General features: G+C 71.4%; 15 protein-coding genes. 6 read left to right on the top strand and 9 right to left on the bottom strand.

Features of this window, described 5'->3' with window-relative positions; translation table 11 throughout:
• Positions 1 to 155: 155 nt before the first annotated feature.
• Positions 156 to 764 (top strand): TetR/AcrR family transcriptional regulator, encoded by a 609-nt coding sequence (locus tag ABZ297_RS41560; protein ID WP_355358263.1) that lies wholly within the window; start codon positions 156 to 158, stop codon positions 762 to 764.
• Between the two features lie 296 nt (positions 765 to 1,060).
• Positions 1,061 to 2,464 (top strand): APC family permease, encoded by a 1,404-nt coding sequence (locus ABZ297_RS41555; RefSeq protein WP_355358260.1) that lies wholly within the window; start codon positions 1,061 to 1,063, stop codon positions 2,462 to 2,464.
• Between the two features lie 136 nt (positions 2,465 to 2,600).
• Here the strand turns inward: ABZ297_RS41555 and ABZ297_RS41550 are convergent, their stop codons facing one another.
• A complete protein-coding gene (locus tag ABZ297_RS41550) occupies positions 2,601 to 5,318 on the bottom strand; it encodes an AAA family ATPase (protein ID WP_355358257.1) in 2,718 nt (905 codons plus the stop codon).
• 184 nt (positions 5,319 to 5,502) lie between these two features.
• Between ABZ297_RS41550 and ABZ297_RS41545 the strand changes: the two genes are divergently transcribed.
• The 3 genes from ABZ297_RS41545 to ABZ297_RS41535 are packed head-to-tail and all read left to right on the top strand — an operon-like array spanning position 5,503 to position 8,095.
• A complete protein-coding gene (locus ABZ297_RS41545) occupies positions 5,503 to 6,435 on the top strand; it encodes an MBL fold metallo-hydrolase (protein ID WP_355358254.1) in 933 nt (310 codons plus the stop codon).
• On the top strand, positions 6,432 to 7,976 hold the full coding sequence (locus ABZ297_RS41540; RefSeq protein ID WP_355358251.1) for a carboxylesterase family protein: 1,545 nt from the start codon (positions 6,432 to 6,434) through the stop codon (positions 7,974 to 7,976). Before ABZ297_RS41545 ends, ABZ297_RS41540 begins: the two co-directional genes overlap by 4 nt.
• Positions 7,967 to 8,095, top strand: a complete 129-nt coding sequence (locus ABZ297_RS41535) for a hypothetical protein (protein ID WP_355358248.1) — start codon at positions 7,967 to 7,969, stop codon at positions 8,093 to 8,095. Before ABZ297_RS41540 ends, ABZ297_RS41535 begins: the two co-directional genes overlap by 10 nt.
• Before the next feature lie 84 nt (positions 8,096 to 8,179).
• On the opposite strand, the gene mctP (ABZ297_RS41530) is transcribed toward ABZ297_RS41535, so the two are convergent.
• The 5 genes from mctP (ABZ297_RS41530) to ABZ297_RS41510 all read right to left on the bottom strand — a co-directional run bounded on the left by mctP (ABZ297_RS41530) (position 8,180) and on the right by ABZ297_RS41510 (position 12,698).
• Positions 8,180 to 9,790 carry a monocarboxylate uptake permease MctP gene (mctP, locus tag ABZ297_RS41530; RefSeq protein ID WP_355358245.1) on the bottom strand — a complete coding sequence of 537 codons (1,611 nt, stop codon included), beginning with the start codon at positions 9,788 to 9,790 and terminating at the stop codon, positions 8,180 to 8,182.
• Positions 9,787 to 9,996 carry a DUF3311 domain-containing protein gene (locus tag ABZ297_RS41525; protein ID WP_355358242.1) on the bottom strand — a complete coding sequence of 70 codons (210 nt, stop codon included), beginning with the start codon at positions 9,994 to 9,996 and terminating at the stop codon, positions 9,787 to 9,789. Before ABZ297_RS41525 ends, mctP (ABZ297_RS41530) begins: the two co-directional genes overlap by 4 nt.
• A 157-nt stretch (positions 9,997 to 10,153) precedes the next feature.
• A complete protein-coding gene (gene mctP / locus ABZ297_RS41520) occupies positions 10,154 to 11,764 on the bottom strand; it encodes a monocarboxylate uptake permease MctP (protein ID WP_355358239.1) in 1,611 nt (536 codons plus the stop codon).
• The gene (locus ABZ297_RS41515; protein WP_355358236.1) at positions 11,761 to 11,970 is read right to left on the bottom strand and encodes a DUF3311 domain-containing protein; all 210 of its coding nucleotides are present in this window, start codon (positions 11,968 to 11,970) and stop codon (positions 11,761 to 11,763) included. The genes mctP (ABZ297_RS41520) and ABZ297_RS41515 overlap by 4 nt, the downstream gene beginning before the upstream one ends.
• A 179-nt stretch (positions 11,971 to 12,149) precedes the next feature.
• Positions 12,150 to 12,698 (bottom strand): VOC family protein, encoded by a 549-nt coding sequence (locus ABZ297_RS41510; RefSeq protein ID WP_355358233.1) that lies wholly within the window; start codon positions 12,696 to 12,698, stop codon positions 12,150 to 12,152.
• Between the two features lie 77 nt (positions 12,699 to 12,775).
• Between ABZ297_RS41510 and ABZ297_RS41505 the strand changes: the two genes are divergently transcribed.
• Entirely contained in the window at positions 12,776 to 13,669 is an 894-nt protein-coding gene (locus tag ABZ297_RS41505) for an SDR family oxidoreductase (RefSeq protein ID WP_355358230.1), read from the top strand.
• On the opposite strand, the gene ABZ297_RS41500 is transcribed toward ABZ297_RS41505, so the two are convergent.
• The 3 genes from ABZ297_RS41500 to ABZ297_RS41490 form a co-directional block, all read right to left on the bottom strand.
• Positions 13,660 to 14,619: a WYL domain-containing protein gene (locus ABZ297_RS41500; RefSeq protein WP_355358227.1), complete on the bottom strand. Its 960-nt coding sequence runs from the start codon at positions 14,617 to 14,619 to the stop codon at positions 13,660 to 13,662. The genes ABZ297_RS41505 and ABZ297_RS41500 overlap by 10 nt on opposite strands.
• Positions 14,601 to 16,208 (bottom strand): CocE/NonD family hydrolase, encoded by a 1,608-nt coding sequence (locus tag ABZ297_RS41495; RefSeq protein ID WP_355358224.1) that lies wholly within the window; start codon positions 16,206 to 16,208, stop codon positions 14,601 to 14,603. Before ABZ297_RS41495 ends, ABZ297_RS41500 begins: the two co-directional genes overlap by 19 nt.
• Before the next feature lie 78 nt (positions 16,209 to 16,286).
• Positions 16,287 to 16,806 (bottom strand): hypothetical protein (locus ABZ297_RS41490; protein WP_355358221.1); only part of this gene is annotated, 520 nt, incomplete at its 5' end.

Raw genomic sequence — 16,806 nt, 5'->3', positions numbered from 1 at the left:
GTCGCGGTCGAGCTGGCCGGGCGGCTGCCGGGCTTCCAGGCCCTGCCGGGCGAGCCGCCGGGCACGCTCGCCGGCGTGACCGGCCTGTACGCGGTGATCGGCGGCCTGCTGGTGCTCTCGGCGCTGCTGCCCCGCGTTCGATCTATCCTGGGCGGGTGAGCGGACGCGATCCTGATCGTCGCAGATCGCTGCTGGACGCCGCCGACCGGGTCATCCTGCGAGAGGGCCCCGAGGCGTCCATGGCGGCCATCGCGCGGGAGGCGGGCATCACCAAACCGATCCTCTACCGCCACTTCGGCGACAAGAGCGGCCTGTACCAGGCGCTCGCCGACCGCCACGTGCGCACCGTCATCGGCCGGCTCCGGCCCGGTTTCACCGAACCCGGCGCCGGCCTGCGCGGCAGGGCCCGCGCCACCGTCGCCGCCTACCTCGACCTGATCTCCGCCAACCGCAACCTCTACCGGTTCCTGTTCCACCGGGCCAGCGGCGAGGACACCCGCATCCGCTCGCACATGTCGTCGCTGGTGCGCAGCCTCGGCGAGGAACTGGGTGCGGTACTGGCCGCCGAGCAGGCGGTCGCCGACCCCGTACGCGCCCAGGTGCTCGGCCACGCCTTCGTCGGCATGGTGCAGAGCACCGGCGACTGGTGGCTCGACCACCCGGAGGTGGACCGGGCCGAGGTGGAGCAGGGCCTGGTCGACGCGATCGTCGCGGCCGTCAGTCCCCGAAACGGGAGAGCTTCCCGCGCCGCCGGGCGTTGCTGAGCGCCCCACGCGAACAACCCCAGCGTGGCCGCCAGGTAGCAGACGTCCAGCGCGGCGGCCCAGGCGAGCCGGCCCCACGGCGTCGTCGCAGGCCGAATTCCCCGTTACCGCCCGCCGCGTAGCGCGGTCGCGGTTCCAGGTCGTCGGCTCTCCAGCCGCTTGCGCCCGTCCTCCGGCCTGCGCTCCCTAGGTACACCAGCGACGGACCTGCCGCGCTACGGCAGCGTCGGTCCCCGGCACGGGGACGTACCGACTTCATCTGTTTCCCCAAGGCTCACAGTGAGAAGGACTACCGCATGTCGCAGACCAGACCCCCCAGTCCAACCGAGGAGACCGGCGGCGGCGAGCCGAGTCTGAAGCAGGTGATGGGCCCGGGCCTGTTGCTGCTGTTCATCATCGGCGACATTCTCGGCACCGGGATCTACGCGCTGACCGGCGAGATCGCCGGCGAGGTGGGCGGCGCGGCCTGGCTGCCGTTCGCCATCGCCTTCACGGTCGCGTTGATCACGGCGTGCTCGTACCTGGAGCTGGTGACCAAGTACCCGCAGGCCGCCGGAGCCGCACTGTACGTGCACAAGGCCTTCGGCAAACACCTCCTGACCTTCCTGGTGTGCTTCGCGGTGATGTGCTCCGGCATCACCTCGGCCTCGGCAGCGTCTCGGGCCTTCGCCGCCAACCTCGCCACCGGCTTCGGCCTGGACGTCGGCAACGGCGTCATCCTGCTGATCGCGCTGGCGTTCATGCTCCTGATCCTGGCCGTCAACCTCCGCGGCGTCGGCGAGAGCGTCAAGATCAACGTCCTGCTCACCGCGGTCGAGCTCTCAGGTCTGCTGATCGTCATCCTGATCAGCCTGTTCTTCATCCTCGGTGGAAACGCCGACTTCTCCCGCGTCGTCGCCTTCGAGACCGCCTCCGACAAGAGCGTGTTCATGGCGGTCAGCACGGCGACGTCGCTGGCCTTCTTCGCCATGGTCGGGTTCGAGGACTCGGTCAACATGGCTGAGGAGACCAAGAATCCGGCCCGGATCTTCCCTCGCATGATGTTCACCGGGCTGGGGATCACCGGGCTGATCTACGTGCTCGTGTCCATCTGCGCCGTCGCCGTGGTCCCCGTCGGCCAGCTCTCCGACAGCGAGACCCCGCTCGCGACGGTGGTGCAGACCGCGGCCCCCGGCTTCCCGATCGCCGATCTGCTGCCGTTCATCTCGATGTTCGCCGTGGCGAACTCCGCGTTGATCAACATGCTGATGGCCAGCCGACTGCTGTACGGCATGAGCAAGCAGGGCGTGCTGCCGTCCTTCCTGGCCAAGGTGCACCCGGGGCGGCGCACGCCGCAGGCGGCGATCGTGTTCACCACCGTGATCGCCCTCGGGCTGATCACGTTCGTCTCGCTGAGCCCCGACAGCCCGGTCGTGTCGTTGCTGGGCGGGACGACGTCGCTGCTCCTGCTGGCGGTCTTCGCGCTGGTCAACGTGTCCGTTCTCGTCCTGCGCAGGGAAAGGGCGGCGACCAGGCACTTCAGCGCGGGGCGCGTCCTGCCCGTGGTGGGCGCGATCACGTGCCTGTACCTCGTCCTGCCGTGGTCCTCTGGGCGTCCCGCCGGCCAGTACAAGATCGCGGGCGTGCTGCTCGCGCTCGGCCTGATCCTCTGGGTGGTCACCTGGTACGCCCGCAAGAAGGAGGACGCGAGGGTCGGCTGACCGGGCCGTCCGGCGAGCGCCTTCACCCGGCCGACTGCCAGGCGTCGCGCCAGGAGCGCCGCGTGCCGGGCCGGCGCGGCGCGGCTCGCTCCGCCCGCTGACACCTCGGCGAAGCCCGTATCGGGTGCCCGGCGCCCTAGTCGGTTCCGCGGGCCGCCGTCTCCAGCACGTCGCGCAGCTGGGAGCGGGCGGTGACCCCCAGCTTGGGAAAGGTGCGGTAGAGGTGGGAGCCGACGGTGCGCGGCGACAGGAAGAGCCGTTCGCCGATCTCGCGGTTGGTCAGCCCGCGGGCGGCGAGCCGGACGATCTGCTGCTGTTGCGGGGAGAGCCCGGCGAAGGCGCCGGGGTCGGGCGTGTCGACGTCCAGACCGGCCGCCCGCAGTTCGGCCTGCGCGCGTTCCGCCCACGGCCGGGCGCCCAGGCGGCGGAAGGTGTCGTACGCGGCGCTGAGGAACGGCCGCGCCTCGGCGATCCGGCGTCGGCGGCGCAGCCATTCCGCGTACTCCAGCAGCGCCTGCGCGCGTTCGAAGGGCCAGCGTTCCAGCGCGGGGTCGGCCAGGGCGGCCAGGAAGCCGGGCTCGGCGTGGCCAGGTTCGGCCAGCAGCCCGCGGCTGCGGTGGACCAGGGCCCGCAGGCGGGGCGAGCCGCCGCGGGCGAGAGCACGGCCCGAGCGCTCGACGATCTCGATCGCGTCGGCGTGGTGGCCGCTCCGCGCGGCGGACTCGGCGAGTTCCGGCAGCGCCGGGTAGGAGGCGTGGTAGTGGGCGGGCTCGCCGTCGGGGTCGAACACCATCCGCGCCTGCTCGTAGGCCGCCTGGTAGTCGCCTTCGACCATGGCGGCGGAGGCCAGGGCGCGGTGCGCGTACACGGCAACCGATCGGCTCTCCAACGGGTCCACCAGGCGCAGCGCCTCGTCGGCGAGCGCGCGTGCACCCGCCGCGTCACCTTGGGAGGCCAGGACCATCGCGTCGATGGCGTGTGCGCAGGCGACGGCGTGGTCGAGGCCCGCCGCCGCGGCCGGCGCGGCGAGTTCGGCGCAGACCTCCCGGGCCTGCCCCCAGTGGCCGTACTCGAAGTAGGCCAGCGCGACGACGCCGCCCAGCCCGTCGGGGAGCGGGCCCGCGGTGCGCCACGACCGGATGGCCTCCTCGAACGTGCGGACGGCCAGCGGGGTCTCATCCAGCACCCAGGCCGCGATGGCGAGCGCGGTCAGCTGTTCGGGGCGGCCCCTGGCCGTGGCGATCAGGTCCGGCAGCCGGGGTGTGAGCTCGCGTCCGCCGCCGAACGGGTCCGACACGATTCGCACCCAGTCCCGCAGCGGCTCTGGGGCCAGGCGCGGCAGGATCCGTTCGATCTCCCGCCGCTGGGACTCCTCGCCCGAGTAGAAGCGCAGCACGGCGGCGGCGACGAGTGCGTCCAGCGCGGTGGCCGGATGCGTGGTGGCCAGGTCGTCGGCGATCGCGGCCAGGCCGGCGAAAGCGGCGGCGTGCTGCCTGGTCAGCGCGGCCAGCCGGCCGACGTGCAGTGAGGCGGCGGCCAGCACGGCGGGGTCGTCGGTACCGGCGCGGGCCTGGCCGGCCAGTTCCTCCACCCAGGACAGGTCCCCGGTGAAGACGGCCAGGCCGGCCGCGTCCACCAGCAGCCGGGCGCCCTCGTCGCGTCCGGGACGCAGTTCCGCCGCGCGGGCCAGAGCCTTGGCCGCTGCCGCGTAGCCGCCTCGCCTGCGTGCCCTGCCGGCCGTTTGCTCCAGGGCCGCCGACACGTCGGCGTCCGGGTGGAGGGTCGCGGCGGCCAGATGCCAGGCGCGGCGGTCCGGTTCGTCTCGCAGGGCGTCGGCCAGCGCGCGGTGGGCTGCCATGCGGGCGTCGAACGGCGCGGCGTGGTAGATCGCGGAGCGGATCAGCGGGTGGCGGAACCGTAGGTGCCGGCCTGCCCGGCGGATCAGTCCGGACTCTTCGACGGCGGGCCAGGCTTTGTCGTCGGCGTCGGGCAGCAGCGCCAGGACGGTGTCCGAGGGATCCTCCAGGTCGGCGGCGGCCAGCAGCAGCAGGGCGCGCCGACCGGCTTCCGGCAGCTCTGCCAGCCGGGCGGCGTAGATGCCCTCCAGGCGCTCGCCGACCGGCAGTGGCCCGTGATGATCGTCGACGTGGGGATGGGTGTGGGCCGCCTGTGCCAGTTCGAGCAGGGCCAGCGGGTTCCCCGCGGCCTGGTCGAGGACGCGTTCCCTGATCCTGCCTGTGAGGCCCGGCGAGCGCAGGTCGAGCAGCCGCCGGAGCGCCGCGTCGTCGAGCGGGCCCAGCGTGAGCGTCGGGAGTTCCCGGTCGAAGCCGGGATCGCCGTCGCGCACAGCGGCCAGCACGGCGACCGGGTCGGCGTCCAGCCGCCGGGTGGCGAAGGCGAGGACGGCGGCGGAGGCGGAGTCGATCCACTGGGCGTCGTCGAGCACGACCACGAGAGGCGCCCGTTCGGCCATCTGGGACAGCAGGGTCAGGACCGCGACACCTGTCAGGAGGGGATCGAGGGTGTCGGACACGAAGCCGAAGGCTCCCAGCAGGGCCAGGCGCTGTCTGTCCGGCAGGTCGGCCACCTTGTGCAGCACCGGCCGCAGGAGCTGGTGGAGCCCTGCGAAGGCCAGATCCCGCTCGGACTCTCGGCCGGTCGCGCGCAGCACCCGGTGGCCTGTCGCCTCGGCGCGGCGGGCCGCGTCCTCCAGCAGGGTGCTCTTGCCTGATCCTGCGGCTCCGGACAGGAGCAGGACGCGTCCGCCGCCGGACACGTCCGCCACGAGGGTAGAGAGCCGCTCGATCTCGGCGTCCCGCCCGATGATCGGGTCGCGCGGCGCCCGCTCGTCCACGGGCCTCCCTCCAGAAATCAGCCGTACTCGTCGGCCGTGACGCAGCCTCGGTCCGTGACACCGTCGTGTCACCGTAGCAACGTGTGCCGGGTGGTAGATGCAGTCACCTGTCGCATACCGCTCGTCCGGGGCGGCGGCGCACGATGGACCGCGCTCATCACCACTCATCGATCAAGGAATGCTCATGCTCACCGATCGGATCACTCTGGGTGACGTCGCGGTCACGCGGGTGTGGGAGTACTACGGCTCCGTCGCGATGACGCCCGAGACGTTCTTCCCGGAAAGCTCGCCACGCACCTGGGAGGAGCACTCCTCCTGGCTGGAGCCGCACTTCGTGGACCCCGAGACACGGATCGTCAACTCCGCGATCCAGACCTGGCTGCTGCACAGCGAGGGCAGGAACATCCTCATCGACACCGGGGTCGGCAACCACAAGGAGCGGCCCTACTCGCCGGTCTGGAGCCGCCTCGACACCGATTTCCTGGACAACCTGGCCCGCGCCGGCGTACGGCCCGAGGACGTGGACATCGTGGTGAACACCCACCTCCACGTGGACCACGTCGGCTGGAACACCTACCTCGACGGCCGCACCTGGGTGCCGACCTTCCCCAACGCCACCTACCTCATCCCCAAGGCCGACTTCGACTTCTGGAACCCGGCGAACGAGCACAAGCCGCTGCTCGGGCGGGGCAACCAGAACGTGTTCGAGGACAGCGTCGCCCCCGTGCACGAGGCGGGACTGACGAGGCTGTGGGAGGACTCGTGCACGATCGACGCCAACCTGCGCCTGGAGTCCGCGCCCGGCCACACGCCCGGGTCCTCCGTGGTCGTTCTCGAATCGGGCACGGATCGCGCGGTGTTCGTCGGCGACATGCTGCACAGCCCCGTGCAATTCGTGGAGCCGGACACGAACAGCTGCTTCTGCGAGGACCCGGCCGGATCCCGCGCCACCCGCCGCAAGGTACTCGGCTGGGCCGCCGACCGGGGCGCCCTGGTCGTCCCCGCGCACCTGGGCGGGCAGGGGGCCGTCGAGGTGGCTCGCGACGGGAGCCGGTTCGCCATCAAGGGCTGGGCGCCGTTCGCGCCGCACGCCGAGACCTCGAAGGACGCCCGATGAACCACCAGGCGGACGACATCGTCGTCACCGCGCAGGGCGCCGTGCGCGGCCTGCGCCTCGACGGGACGAGCGTATTCCTGAACATCCCGTACGCCGCTCCCGCAGTGGGCGCCGCCCGATTCGCCGCCCCACGGCCGCGTGCCCCTTGGGACGGCGTGCGGAACGCCATCGCACCCGGCCCGACCGCGCCGCAGGCCGAACGCAGGCTCGGCAGCGTGGACATGACCCCGTACTTCGGACCGGGCTGGATCCCCGGCGAGGACTTCCTGACCGTGAACGTGTGGACGCCGGGAACCGGCGGCGCACGGCTGCCCGTGATGGTGTTCGTCCACGGCGGCGGGTTCGTTGCCGGATCCACCCGGTCCGAGATCTACGACGGCGCCGCCTTCGCCCGCGATGGGGTCGTCCTCGTGACGCTGAACTACCGGCTGGGCATCCCGGGCTTCCTCCACCTGCCGGGCGCGCCTGACAACCGGGGCCTGCTCGACGTCATCGCCGCCCTGCGCTGGGTACGGGCCGGCATCACCGCGTTCGGCGGCGACCCCGCCCGCGTAACCCTGTTCGGCCAGTCCGCGGGCGCCACGATCGTCGGCGGCGTGCTGGCCGCGCCCGAGGCCGAGGGACTGTTCCAGCGCGCGATCGTGCAAAGCGGCAGCGGCCTCGGGGCCTTCACGCCCGAACAGGCCGCCCGCGTGACCCGCGCCGCGGCCGGCGCCCTGGGCGTCGAGCCGCACGCCGACGCCTTCGCCCGTATCCCCGACGGGCGGCTCGTCGAGGTGATGTCCGAACTGTCGGGCATCGACCTGCGAACCGAGACCCACACGGACCCGCTCATCGGACTCAGCCCGTTCAGCCTCGTGCTCGACAGGCAACCGGCCGAGGCCGTCGCCGCGGGCCGCGGCGCGGGCGTGGACCTGCTGGTTGGCACCAACACGGAGGAGGCCAACCTCTACCTGGCGCCGTTCGGGAACCTGTCCACCTCGACCGCGGCGGACGTGGACGCCGCCGCGGCCCGCTCGCACCCGCGGCCCGCCCACCTCGTCGAGACCTACCGCAAGGCCAGGCCGGAGGCGTCCTTCGGAGAACTGCGCTCGGCCATCATGGGCGACGCACTGTTCGGCTCGGGAAGCCAGCGCCTGGCCGACGTGCACGCCGCACACACGGGGCATGTCGCACACACGGGACATGCCGCGCATGCCGAGCACGTAGGCCGCACCGCCGCCGCGACCTACCGCTACTCGTTCGCATGGCGCTCGAACGCGCTGGGCGGCGAGCTGGGCGCCAGCCACGCCGTGGAGCTGCCGTTCGTCTTCGACGGCACCGGGCTACCTCGGCTGCGCGGCCCCGAGGCCCTGCTCGGACCGGACGAGCCGCCCGCGGACCTGGCCGCCCGGATGCATGCCGCCTGGGTGTCCTTCGCCACGACCGGCGATCCCGGCTGGGACCGCTACGACACCGGCCGCCGGGCCACCATGCGCATCAACGGTGAATGGAGCCTGGTGGACGACCCGAACGGCGACGAACTCCAGGCATGGCGCTGAACCCCGACAACGAGCTGCCGGAGATCATCACCACCGACCACACGCCCCGCCTCAACGCTCCGCTCTCCCAGGGCGTGCGGACGCGGGTCCGGCCGCCGCCAGGCGCTGACCGCTTTTGAGCCCGTCGGCCGTGCCTCCCGACGACATGGAACGACCCGCCCTCCAGCGATGGAGGGCGGGTCGTTCCGGTGTCCGGCGTCAGGTCAGTGCGCGCCGGTCAGGTCCGTGTCCTTGACCAGGGGGTCGCCCTCGTCGGCGAAGTACTCGTCCTGCTTGGTCGAGTCCTCGCCGTCGGCCACCTTGAGCGCGCGGAACAGCAGCGTGCCGAGCGCCGCCACCACCAGGTTGACGATCAGCGCGAGGAAGCCCGCGTAGAGGGTCGCCTTGGTGTCGAAGCCGAAGTTCGACAGCGCGAACGCCGAGCCGCCGAAGTGGGCCTTGCCGTTGGCCGGGTTGGGGATCAGGTACAGCATCCACATCCCGGATGCCAGGCCGAGCGCCCAGCCCGCGATCAGGCCGCCCTTGTGGAACCAGCGCGTGTAGAGGCCGAGCGCCACCGACGGCAGCGTCTGCAGGATGATCACGCCGCCGATGAGCTGCAGGTCGATGGAGAACTGCGGGTCGAGCAGCAGGATGCACAGCACCGCGCCGACCTTGACGACCAGCGACACCAGCTTGGAGACCTTGGCCTCCTGGGCGTCGCTGGCGTCCTTGTTGATGTACTCGCGGTAGATGTTGCGAGTGAACAGGTTGGCCGCCGCGATCGACATGATCGCCGCAGGCACCAGCGCGCCGATGCCGACCGCGGCGTAGGCGACTCCGGCGAACCAGTCGGGGAACATCTGGTCGAACAGCGCGGGGACGATCGTGTTGGGGTCGGCCTTGCCGTTGGCGCCGACGACCGGCTTGGTGCCCGCCGCGATCGCCATGAAGCCGAGCAGCGCGATCAGGCCGAGCAGGAAGCTGTAGGCGGGCAGCGCCGCCATGTTGCGCTTGATGACGCCGCGGTTCTTCGAGGCGAGCACGCCGGTGAGGCTGTGCGGGTAGAGGAACAGCGCGAGCGCGGAGCCCAGGGCGAGGGTGATGTACTGGAACTGGTTGGCGCTGTTGAGCGTGATGCCGTCGTTCGGGGCGGGCGTCTTGGCGAACTTGGCCGCCGCCGCGTCGAACACCGACCCCCAGCCGCCCAGCTTGGCCGGGATGTAGATGACCGCGGCCAGGATCACGATGTAGATCAGCGTGTCCTTGACGAACGCGATCAGCGCGGGCGCGCGCAGCCCCGACTGGTAGGTGTACGCCGCCAGGATCGCGAACGCGATGATGATCGGCAGGTGCCCGGTGATGCCCATCGTCTTCAGCACGGCCTCGATGCCGACGAGTTGCAGCGCGATGTACGGCATGGTCGCGACCAGGCCGGTGATGGCGATGGCCAGGGCCAGGGCGGGGGAGCCGAACCGGGCCCGGACGAAGTCGGCGGGCGTGACGAACCCGTGCACGTGCGAGATCGACCACATCCGCGCCAGCACGAGGAACACCAGCGGGTAGACCACCACGGTGTAGGGGAGGGCGTAGAAGCCGAGCGCGCCCGAGCTGAACACCAGCGCCGGAACGGCGACGAAGGTGTAGGCGGTGTACAGGTCGCCGCCGACGAGGAACCAGGTGATCCAGGAGCCGAAGTTCCTGCCGCCGAGGCCCCACTCGTGCAGGCTCTCGATGTCCTTGGGCCGCCGCCACCTGGCCGCGACGAATCCCATGGCGCTCACCACGAGGAACAGGAGGGCGAAGACGACCAGCTCGGTCGTGTGTCCGTTCACTTGGTCATCCTGTACACGATGGTGGTGCAGGCGACGCCCACGATGATGAACGCAATCTGCAGCCAGTAGAACAGCGGGAAGCCGAACAGGCGGGGCTCGTCGGCGTTGAACAGGAACGTCAGCAGCGGCAGCACGATCGGCGGGACCAGCAGCCAGTTCCAGGGGCTGCGGTCACTGCGTGCCTGCCCGGGTTCCCGGGTTGTCATCGACCCTCCGAAGGATGGATCAGGAGCCGGTCGGACCTGACCGGCTCCTGACACGTTGTCAATGGAGGGAGGTTAGCTTTACGGAGGTATTAAGCCCAATGTCGATGATGTTACGGTTTGGCCTAAATGCCGGGAGGCTGTCTCGGCATGTGAGATGTCAGGTCGAGCCGGACAGGTCGAGGTCCTTGACGCGGGGGTCGCCCTCGTCGGCCGTGTAGTGCTCGGCGCTGGTGCCGTCCTCGCCGTCCGGTGCCTTCATGGCCCTGGCCACGAGCGTGCCGAGGACCGCGACGACCAGGTTGAGCAGCAGTGCCAGGAAGCCCGCGTAGATCGTCATCTTGGTGTCGAGGCCCAGCTTGGCCAGCGGGAACGCCGACCCGCCGAAGTGGGCGTGCTTGGTGGCCGGGTTCTCGATGGCGTAGAGCATCAGCAGGCCGCCGCCCATCCCGGCGATCCAGCCCGCGATCAGCCCGCCCCGGTGGAACCAGCGGGTGAACAGCCCGATGGCGACCGAGGGCAGCGTCTGCAGGATGATCACGCCGCCGATCAGCTGCAGATCGATGGAGAACTGCGGGTCGATGAGGAGGATGAACAGCACCGCGCCGACCTTCACCACCAGCGAGGTCACCTTGCTGACGGCCGCCTCCTGGGCGTCGGTCGCGTTCCTGTTGACGTACTCGCGGTAGATGTTGCGGGTGAACAGGTTGGCCGCCGCGATCGACATGATCGCCGCGGGGACGAGCGCCCCGATGCCGACCGCCGCGAACGCGACACCCGCGAACCAGTCGGGGAACATCTGGTCGAACAGCTGCGGCACGACCGTGTTGACGTCCGTGCCGATCGGCTTGATGCCCGCCTTGATCGCCATGTAGCCGAGCAGCGCGATCAGGGCCAGCAGCAGGCTGTAGGCGGGCAGCGCGGACATGTTCCGCTTGATCACGTCGCGGTTGCGCGAGGCCAGCACGCCGGTCACGCTGTGCGGGTAGAGGAACAGCGCGAGCGCCGAGCCCAGGGCCAGCGTGACGTACTGCAGCTGGTTGTTGCTGTTGAGCAGGGTCCCGTCGCCGGGCGCGGGGGTCTTGGCGAACTTCTTCGCGGCCCCGTCGAAGATCTCGGCCCAGCCGCCCAGCCTGGCCGGGATGTAGAAGATCGCGACCAGGATGACCAGGTAGATGAGGACGTCCTTGACGAACGCGATCAGCGCGGGCGCGCGCAGCCCCGACTGGTAGGTGTACGCCGCCAGGATCACGAACGCGATGATCAGCGGCAGGTCGCTGAGGAAGCCGCTGCCCGCCACGCCCATCGTCTTCAGCACCGCCTCGATGCCGACCAGCTGCAGCGCGATGTACGGCATGGTCGCCACGATGCCGGTGATCGCCACCAGCAGCGCCAGCGTGGGCGAGCCGAACCGCACCCGGACGAAGTCGGCGGGCGTCACCAGGCGGTGCACGTGCGACACCGACCACAGCCTGATCATGATGAGGAACACGATCGGATAGGTGATCACCGTGTACGGCACCGCGAAGAACCCGGCGGCGCCCGCGCCGAACAGCAGGGCGGGCACGGCGACGAAGGTGTAGGCGGTGTACAGGTCGCCGCCGATGAGGAACCAGGTGATCCACGAGCCGAAGTTGCGCCCGCCGAGCCCCCACTCGTGCAGGCTGGCCAGGTCCGCCGGACGCCGCCACCGGGCGGCGACGAAGCCCACGCCGCTGACCACCAGGAACAGCACGGTGAAGACGACGATCTCGGTCAGGTGCTCGCTCATCGCCGCCTCCCGCGCTTGGTCATCTGGTAGACCAGCGCGGTCGTGGCCACGCCGAGCAGGATGAAGGCGATCTGGAGCCAGTAGAACAGCGGGAAGCCGAGCAGCTGCGGCTGGTCGGCGTTGTACAGGAACGTCATCAGGGGGATGGCGATGGGCACGAGCAGCAGCCAGTTCCAGGGGCTGCGGTCACGCTTGTCATCGGGCACGGCGGTCTCCTTCGGAGGTGAGGAGAAGCAGCTCTGATCACGCACTGTAGGGACGCGAGTGTTGCGAACAGGTCACCGATCGCCGAATGGTCGGCTCCTCGCGACGAACGGTCGTGACGCGGGCGGTTCCGTACCAAGCGCGCCGGACGGGCGTTTCCGGGCGCGCGCGGTCGTGCCTGTCAGACGGTCCGTTCGGCCGCGGTCCGCGGCTCGTGCCGCACGTCGCCGGGCTGCCCGACGCGACGGGTCCAGGCGGCGAACTCGACCAGGACGCCGTCGGGGTCCTTGAAGTAGATGGACCTGACGAACACGCCGTCGTGCATCTCCGCGGCGACGCCGAACTCGCTGTCGTCGTGGTTGAGCAGCACGCCCACGTCGACGCCCTTGGCGACGAGCCTGTCGCGGTACTCCTCGATCTTCTCCGGCGGGACGTCGAACGCGATGTGGTTCATCGAGCCGACGGCCGACAGCAGCTCGCCCCTGTCGGGCAGGCTCTTCGGCGCCGACACGCCGGGCACGCCGTCGGGGGCGTCGGGGAACCAGAAGAACGCCAGCGCGTTGCCGCCGCCGCAGTCGAAGAAGAAGTGCTGGCCCCAGCCCATCGGCAGCTCGATCGTCTTGATCAGCGGCATGCCGAGCACGCCCGAGTAGAAGTCCACCGTCCGCTCCATGTCGGAGCAGACCAGCGCGACGTGGTTGACCCCGCGGAGCTCGAATTCGCTGTTCATGGTAACTCCCTACTTATCACAGGAGATCAGCTAAAAACATGACATGCCCTGTCCTCTTTTTCGGAGAGGATCCCCTCATGATTGCTTTGGTGGCGGGGGCGACCCGCGGAACAGGACGGGGCATCGCGGTCGAGCTGGGCGCGATCGGCGCGACCGTCTACTGCACCGGACGCTCGACCCGGGCGCGGCGCTCCGAGATGAACAGGCCCGAGACGATCGAGGAGACGGCCGGGCTGGTGACGGAGGCGGGCGGCACCGGCATCGCCGTCCAGGTCGACCATCTGGACCCGGCGCAGGTCAGGGCGCTGGTCGAACGGATCGACAAGGAGCACGGCCGGCTGGACGTCCTGGTCAACGACGTCTGGGGAGGCGACGCGCTGTTCGAGTGGGACACCCCGGTGTGGGAGCACGACCTGGACAACGGGCTGCGGCTGCTCAGGCTGGCGATCGACACCCACCTCATCACCAGTCACCACGCGCTGCCGCTGCTGATCCGCAACCCGGGCGGGCTGGTGGTCGAGGTGACCGACGGCACCACCGACTACAACGCCACCCGCTACCGGGTCTCGCCCTTCTACGACCTGGCCAAGGTGTCGGTGAACCGGCTCGCCTTCGGCCAGGCCCACGACCTGCACCCGCACGGCGGCACCGCGGTGGCCCTCACCCCCGGATTCCTGCGCTCGGAGGCCATGCTGGAGAACTTCGGCGTCACCGAGGAGACCTGGCGGGACGCCGTCGCCCAAGAGCCCACGTTCGCCGTGTCGGAGACGCCCGCCTACGTCGGACGCGCCGTCGCCGCCCTCGCCACCGACCCCGGCAGGCAGCGGTGGTCGGGCAGATCCGTCTCCAGCGGCGAGCTCGCGCGGGAGTACGGCTTCACGGACGTCGACGGCAGCCGTCCCGACGTGTGGCGCTACATCACCGAGGTCAGGGAGCCCGGCAGGACCGCCGACCCGGACGACTACCGCTGAGGCGCGACCTGGTCGTACAGGCGGGCCATGCGGGTGGCGGCGTCGGCGAGCAGGGCGCGCAGCTCGGGCGGGTCCAGGACCTCCGCCTCCGGGCCGAACCGCAGGACCTGCGAGTAGGCGACCTCCACCGACTCGACGCCGAGCCGTACCGTTCCGTCGGGCTGGTGTGAGGCCAGGGCGGCGTCCAGCGCGGCGGGGTCGGCGATGTGACGGAGCATCCTGAGCCCGCGCGGGGTCAGGCGGAGCGTGATCTCGCTCCGGAGCAGCGAGCGGGTGAACGCGGCGGACTGCTCGGCCCAGAAGGCGGCCAGGTCGAAGCCGGGGTCCCGGTCGAAGGCCGCCTCGTGCACGCCGATCTCGCCGATCCGGTCCACCCGGAAGATGAGGAAGCGCCGGTCGGAGCAGGCGGCCAGATACCAGGCGCCCGCCTTGAGCACCAGCCCGTACGGCTCCAGCACCCGCTGCCGCTCCTTGTAGACGACCGTGACGGGACGGTCCTGCCACACCGCCCTGGCCAGCGGCGCGAGCGCGGCCGGAGGCGGGTCGTCGCCGGCGAACCAGCCGGGCGCGTCCAGATGGAAGCGCTGCGCGGCGGTGGCGGGCGCGTCGCGCAGGCCGGGGGAGAGCGCGGCCGCGGCCTTCAGCCGGGCCGTCGCCGCCACCTCGCCCAGCCCCATCTCGCGCAGCGCCGCGGGCACGCCCGACAGGAACAGCGCCTCGGCCTCCGCCCTGTCGAGGCCCGTCAGCCTGGTCCGGTAGCCGTCCAGCAGCCGGTAACCGCCGCCGCGGCCGCGGTCGGCGTAGACCGGGATGCCCGCCGCCGACAGCGCCAGCACGTCCCGGTGCACGGTCCGCTCCGACACCTCCAGCTCCTTGGCCAGCTCGGCGGCCGTCATCCCGCCGCGCCCCTGCAGCAGCAGGAGCAGCGACATCAGCCGCGCGGCGCGCACAACGGCATCACCACCGCGGACGGGCGGCCGGGCTCGTGGAACACCTCGACGTCCGCGGGCACCATCGGCCCGCCCAGGCCGAGCGGGTCGCCGGTGCCGGGGTTGCGGGCGATCGTCGGGTACGCGCCGGCCGCCACGTGCACCCGGATGCGGTGGTCGCGCTCGAACCGGTGCCCGATGGGCCACAGGTCCACCAGAACCCTGCGCACGCCGTCCCCCGCGTCGTCCCCAGTGCCGTCGCCGGGGCCGAGCCTGCGGACGCCCTCGCTCAGGTTGTACGACCTGCCGTCCGGGTGGACGTCGCAGACACGGACCACCACGTCCACGTACGGCGTGCTCGACCGGACGAACAGCTCGGCGGTGACCGGGCCGATCATCTCCACCGCCGACTCCAGCGCCGGGGAGCTGTAGACCAGCACGTCCCGCCGCGCCTCCAGCCGCCGCTGGTCGCGCGGCCGCGAGTCGGCGAGCAGCACCGGCCCGCCGATCACCGGCGTCGGATGGTCCGGGTGGTAGCGGAACCGGTCGGGCTCGGACTCCAGCGGCCCGTCGGGGCCCAGGCCGAAGCCGTGCTGCAGGTGCCAGCGCCGCTCCCGCATGCCCGGCACCGGCCAGTCGGGGTAGTCGCGCCACTCCTCGGCGCCGGTCACGTACAGCCGCACCGGGTCGGCCCGCAGCCCGGACGGGTCGTCCAGCAGGTGGGCGCGGAACCACGCCAGCGCGTCGGCCAGCGAGGGCCGGCCGTGCCGGGTGTCGACGTGGTACCAGGGGCCGATCGTCAGGTACGGCCGCCGCCCGGCCGCCCGCATCGCCAGGTAGTCCTTGAGCTGCCACGGCAGGAACACGTCGTACCAGCCGCCCAGCATGGTGACGGGCGCCTCCACGTCGCCGACCCTCGGGGAGAAGTCGCGCTTGTCCCAGTACGGCACCGCCGGGTCCTGGTGGTGGGCCAGCAGGTCCTGGTAGAAGCGCAGCGGCCGTCCCGCGGACACCAGGTCGAGCTCGGCCACCGGACGTCCTGACAGCACCGCCCTGCGGGTCAGCCGCGGCGCGGTCAGCACCGCCGTGCCGCCGAACCTGCGCGACATCGCGTCGGTCAGCGTCGTCCAGCTCAGCGCCGACTCCAGCGCGAACGCCCCGCCCACGTAGGCGGCGTCCCTGAACTGCGACGCGGTGATCTGCGTGGCCATCGCCTTCAGCTCGGGCCCCGCGTACGGGGCGATCGCCCACTGCGTGTAGCCCAGGTAGGACGGGCCGAACATGCCGAACGAGCCGCCATACCAGGGCTGCTCGCGCAGCCAGGCCACGGTGGCGAGGCCGTCGTCGTGCTCGTCGCCCAGCGGGTCGAGTAACCCGCCCGAGCCGAACCCGCCCCGGCAGCTCTGGATCACCACCTGGAGGCCGTTCCTGGCGAAGCCCCGGCCGTACACCCAGCCGAACAGGCCGCGCCTGCCGTACGGCGAGCGGATGAGGATCACCGGCGCCCGCTCGGACCCGATCGGCGTGTAGTGGTCGGCCAGCAGCGTCACCCCGTCGGGCATGGGGACCGGCAGATCCCTGCGCAGCCTGACCCGGTACCTGCGTCGCATGAGCCCACCCCGTCTCCTGTCTATCCCTACATATCAGGTTACGGTGGGACAGCAAGATCGTTCGCGGGCGAACTACCCCTAGCTGTAGTGCCGCCAGAGAGGCCAGACCTCGCTCCACGGCCGTTTGAGCCCCCGGCACAGGAAGACCGGCATGCCCTGCTCCTCGTTCTCGACGCCGACCCCGTTGTCGACGCGGGCCTTCTCCTCGCAGCTGCCGAACAGGTCCCTGCCGGGCCGGTCGATGTTGACGAGGACGGCGACCGTGCCGCTCCCCGGCGGCGGGCCGTACTCCCAGAGCTGGTTGTGGCCGCTGTAGACGCGCGGGACGCCCGCCCGTGTCAGCGACCCGTGCTCCCCGTAGCTGCCGGTCACGACCACGGCCTGCGCCTGCTCCCCGGGCGGCAGCGTCCGCAGCACGCCGGTCACGGCGGCGTCGAAGCGCGGCCAGCCGACCGACTCGCGTGCCACCTCGTTGATCACCGGGACGGGCGTGGCGGCCAGCTCGGCGACGGGGACCAGAGGCAGTGCGATCAGCACCGCGGGCGCGTTCACGACGAGGGCCGCACCCGCCAGGCGGACCCGCCCGCGCCCGGCCGCC

This window comes from Nonomuraea sp. NPDC005983 (genome assembly GCF_040614375.1).
Taxonomy (GTDB): Bacteria; Actinomycetota; Actinomycetes; order Streptosporangiales; family Streptosporangiaceae; genus Nonomuraea.
Note: the sequence above shows the minus strand (reverse complement) of the source record. Positions and strands in the feature narration are given on the sequence as shown.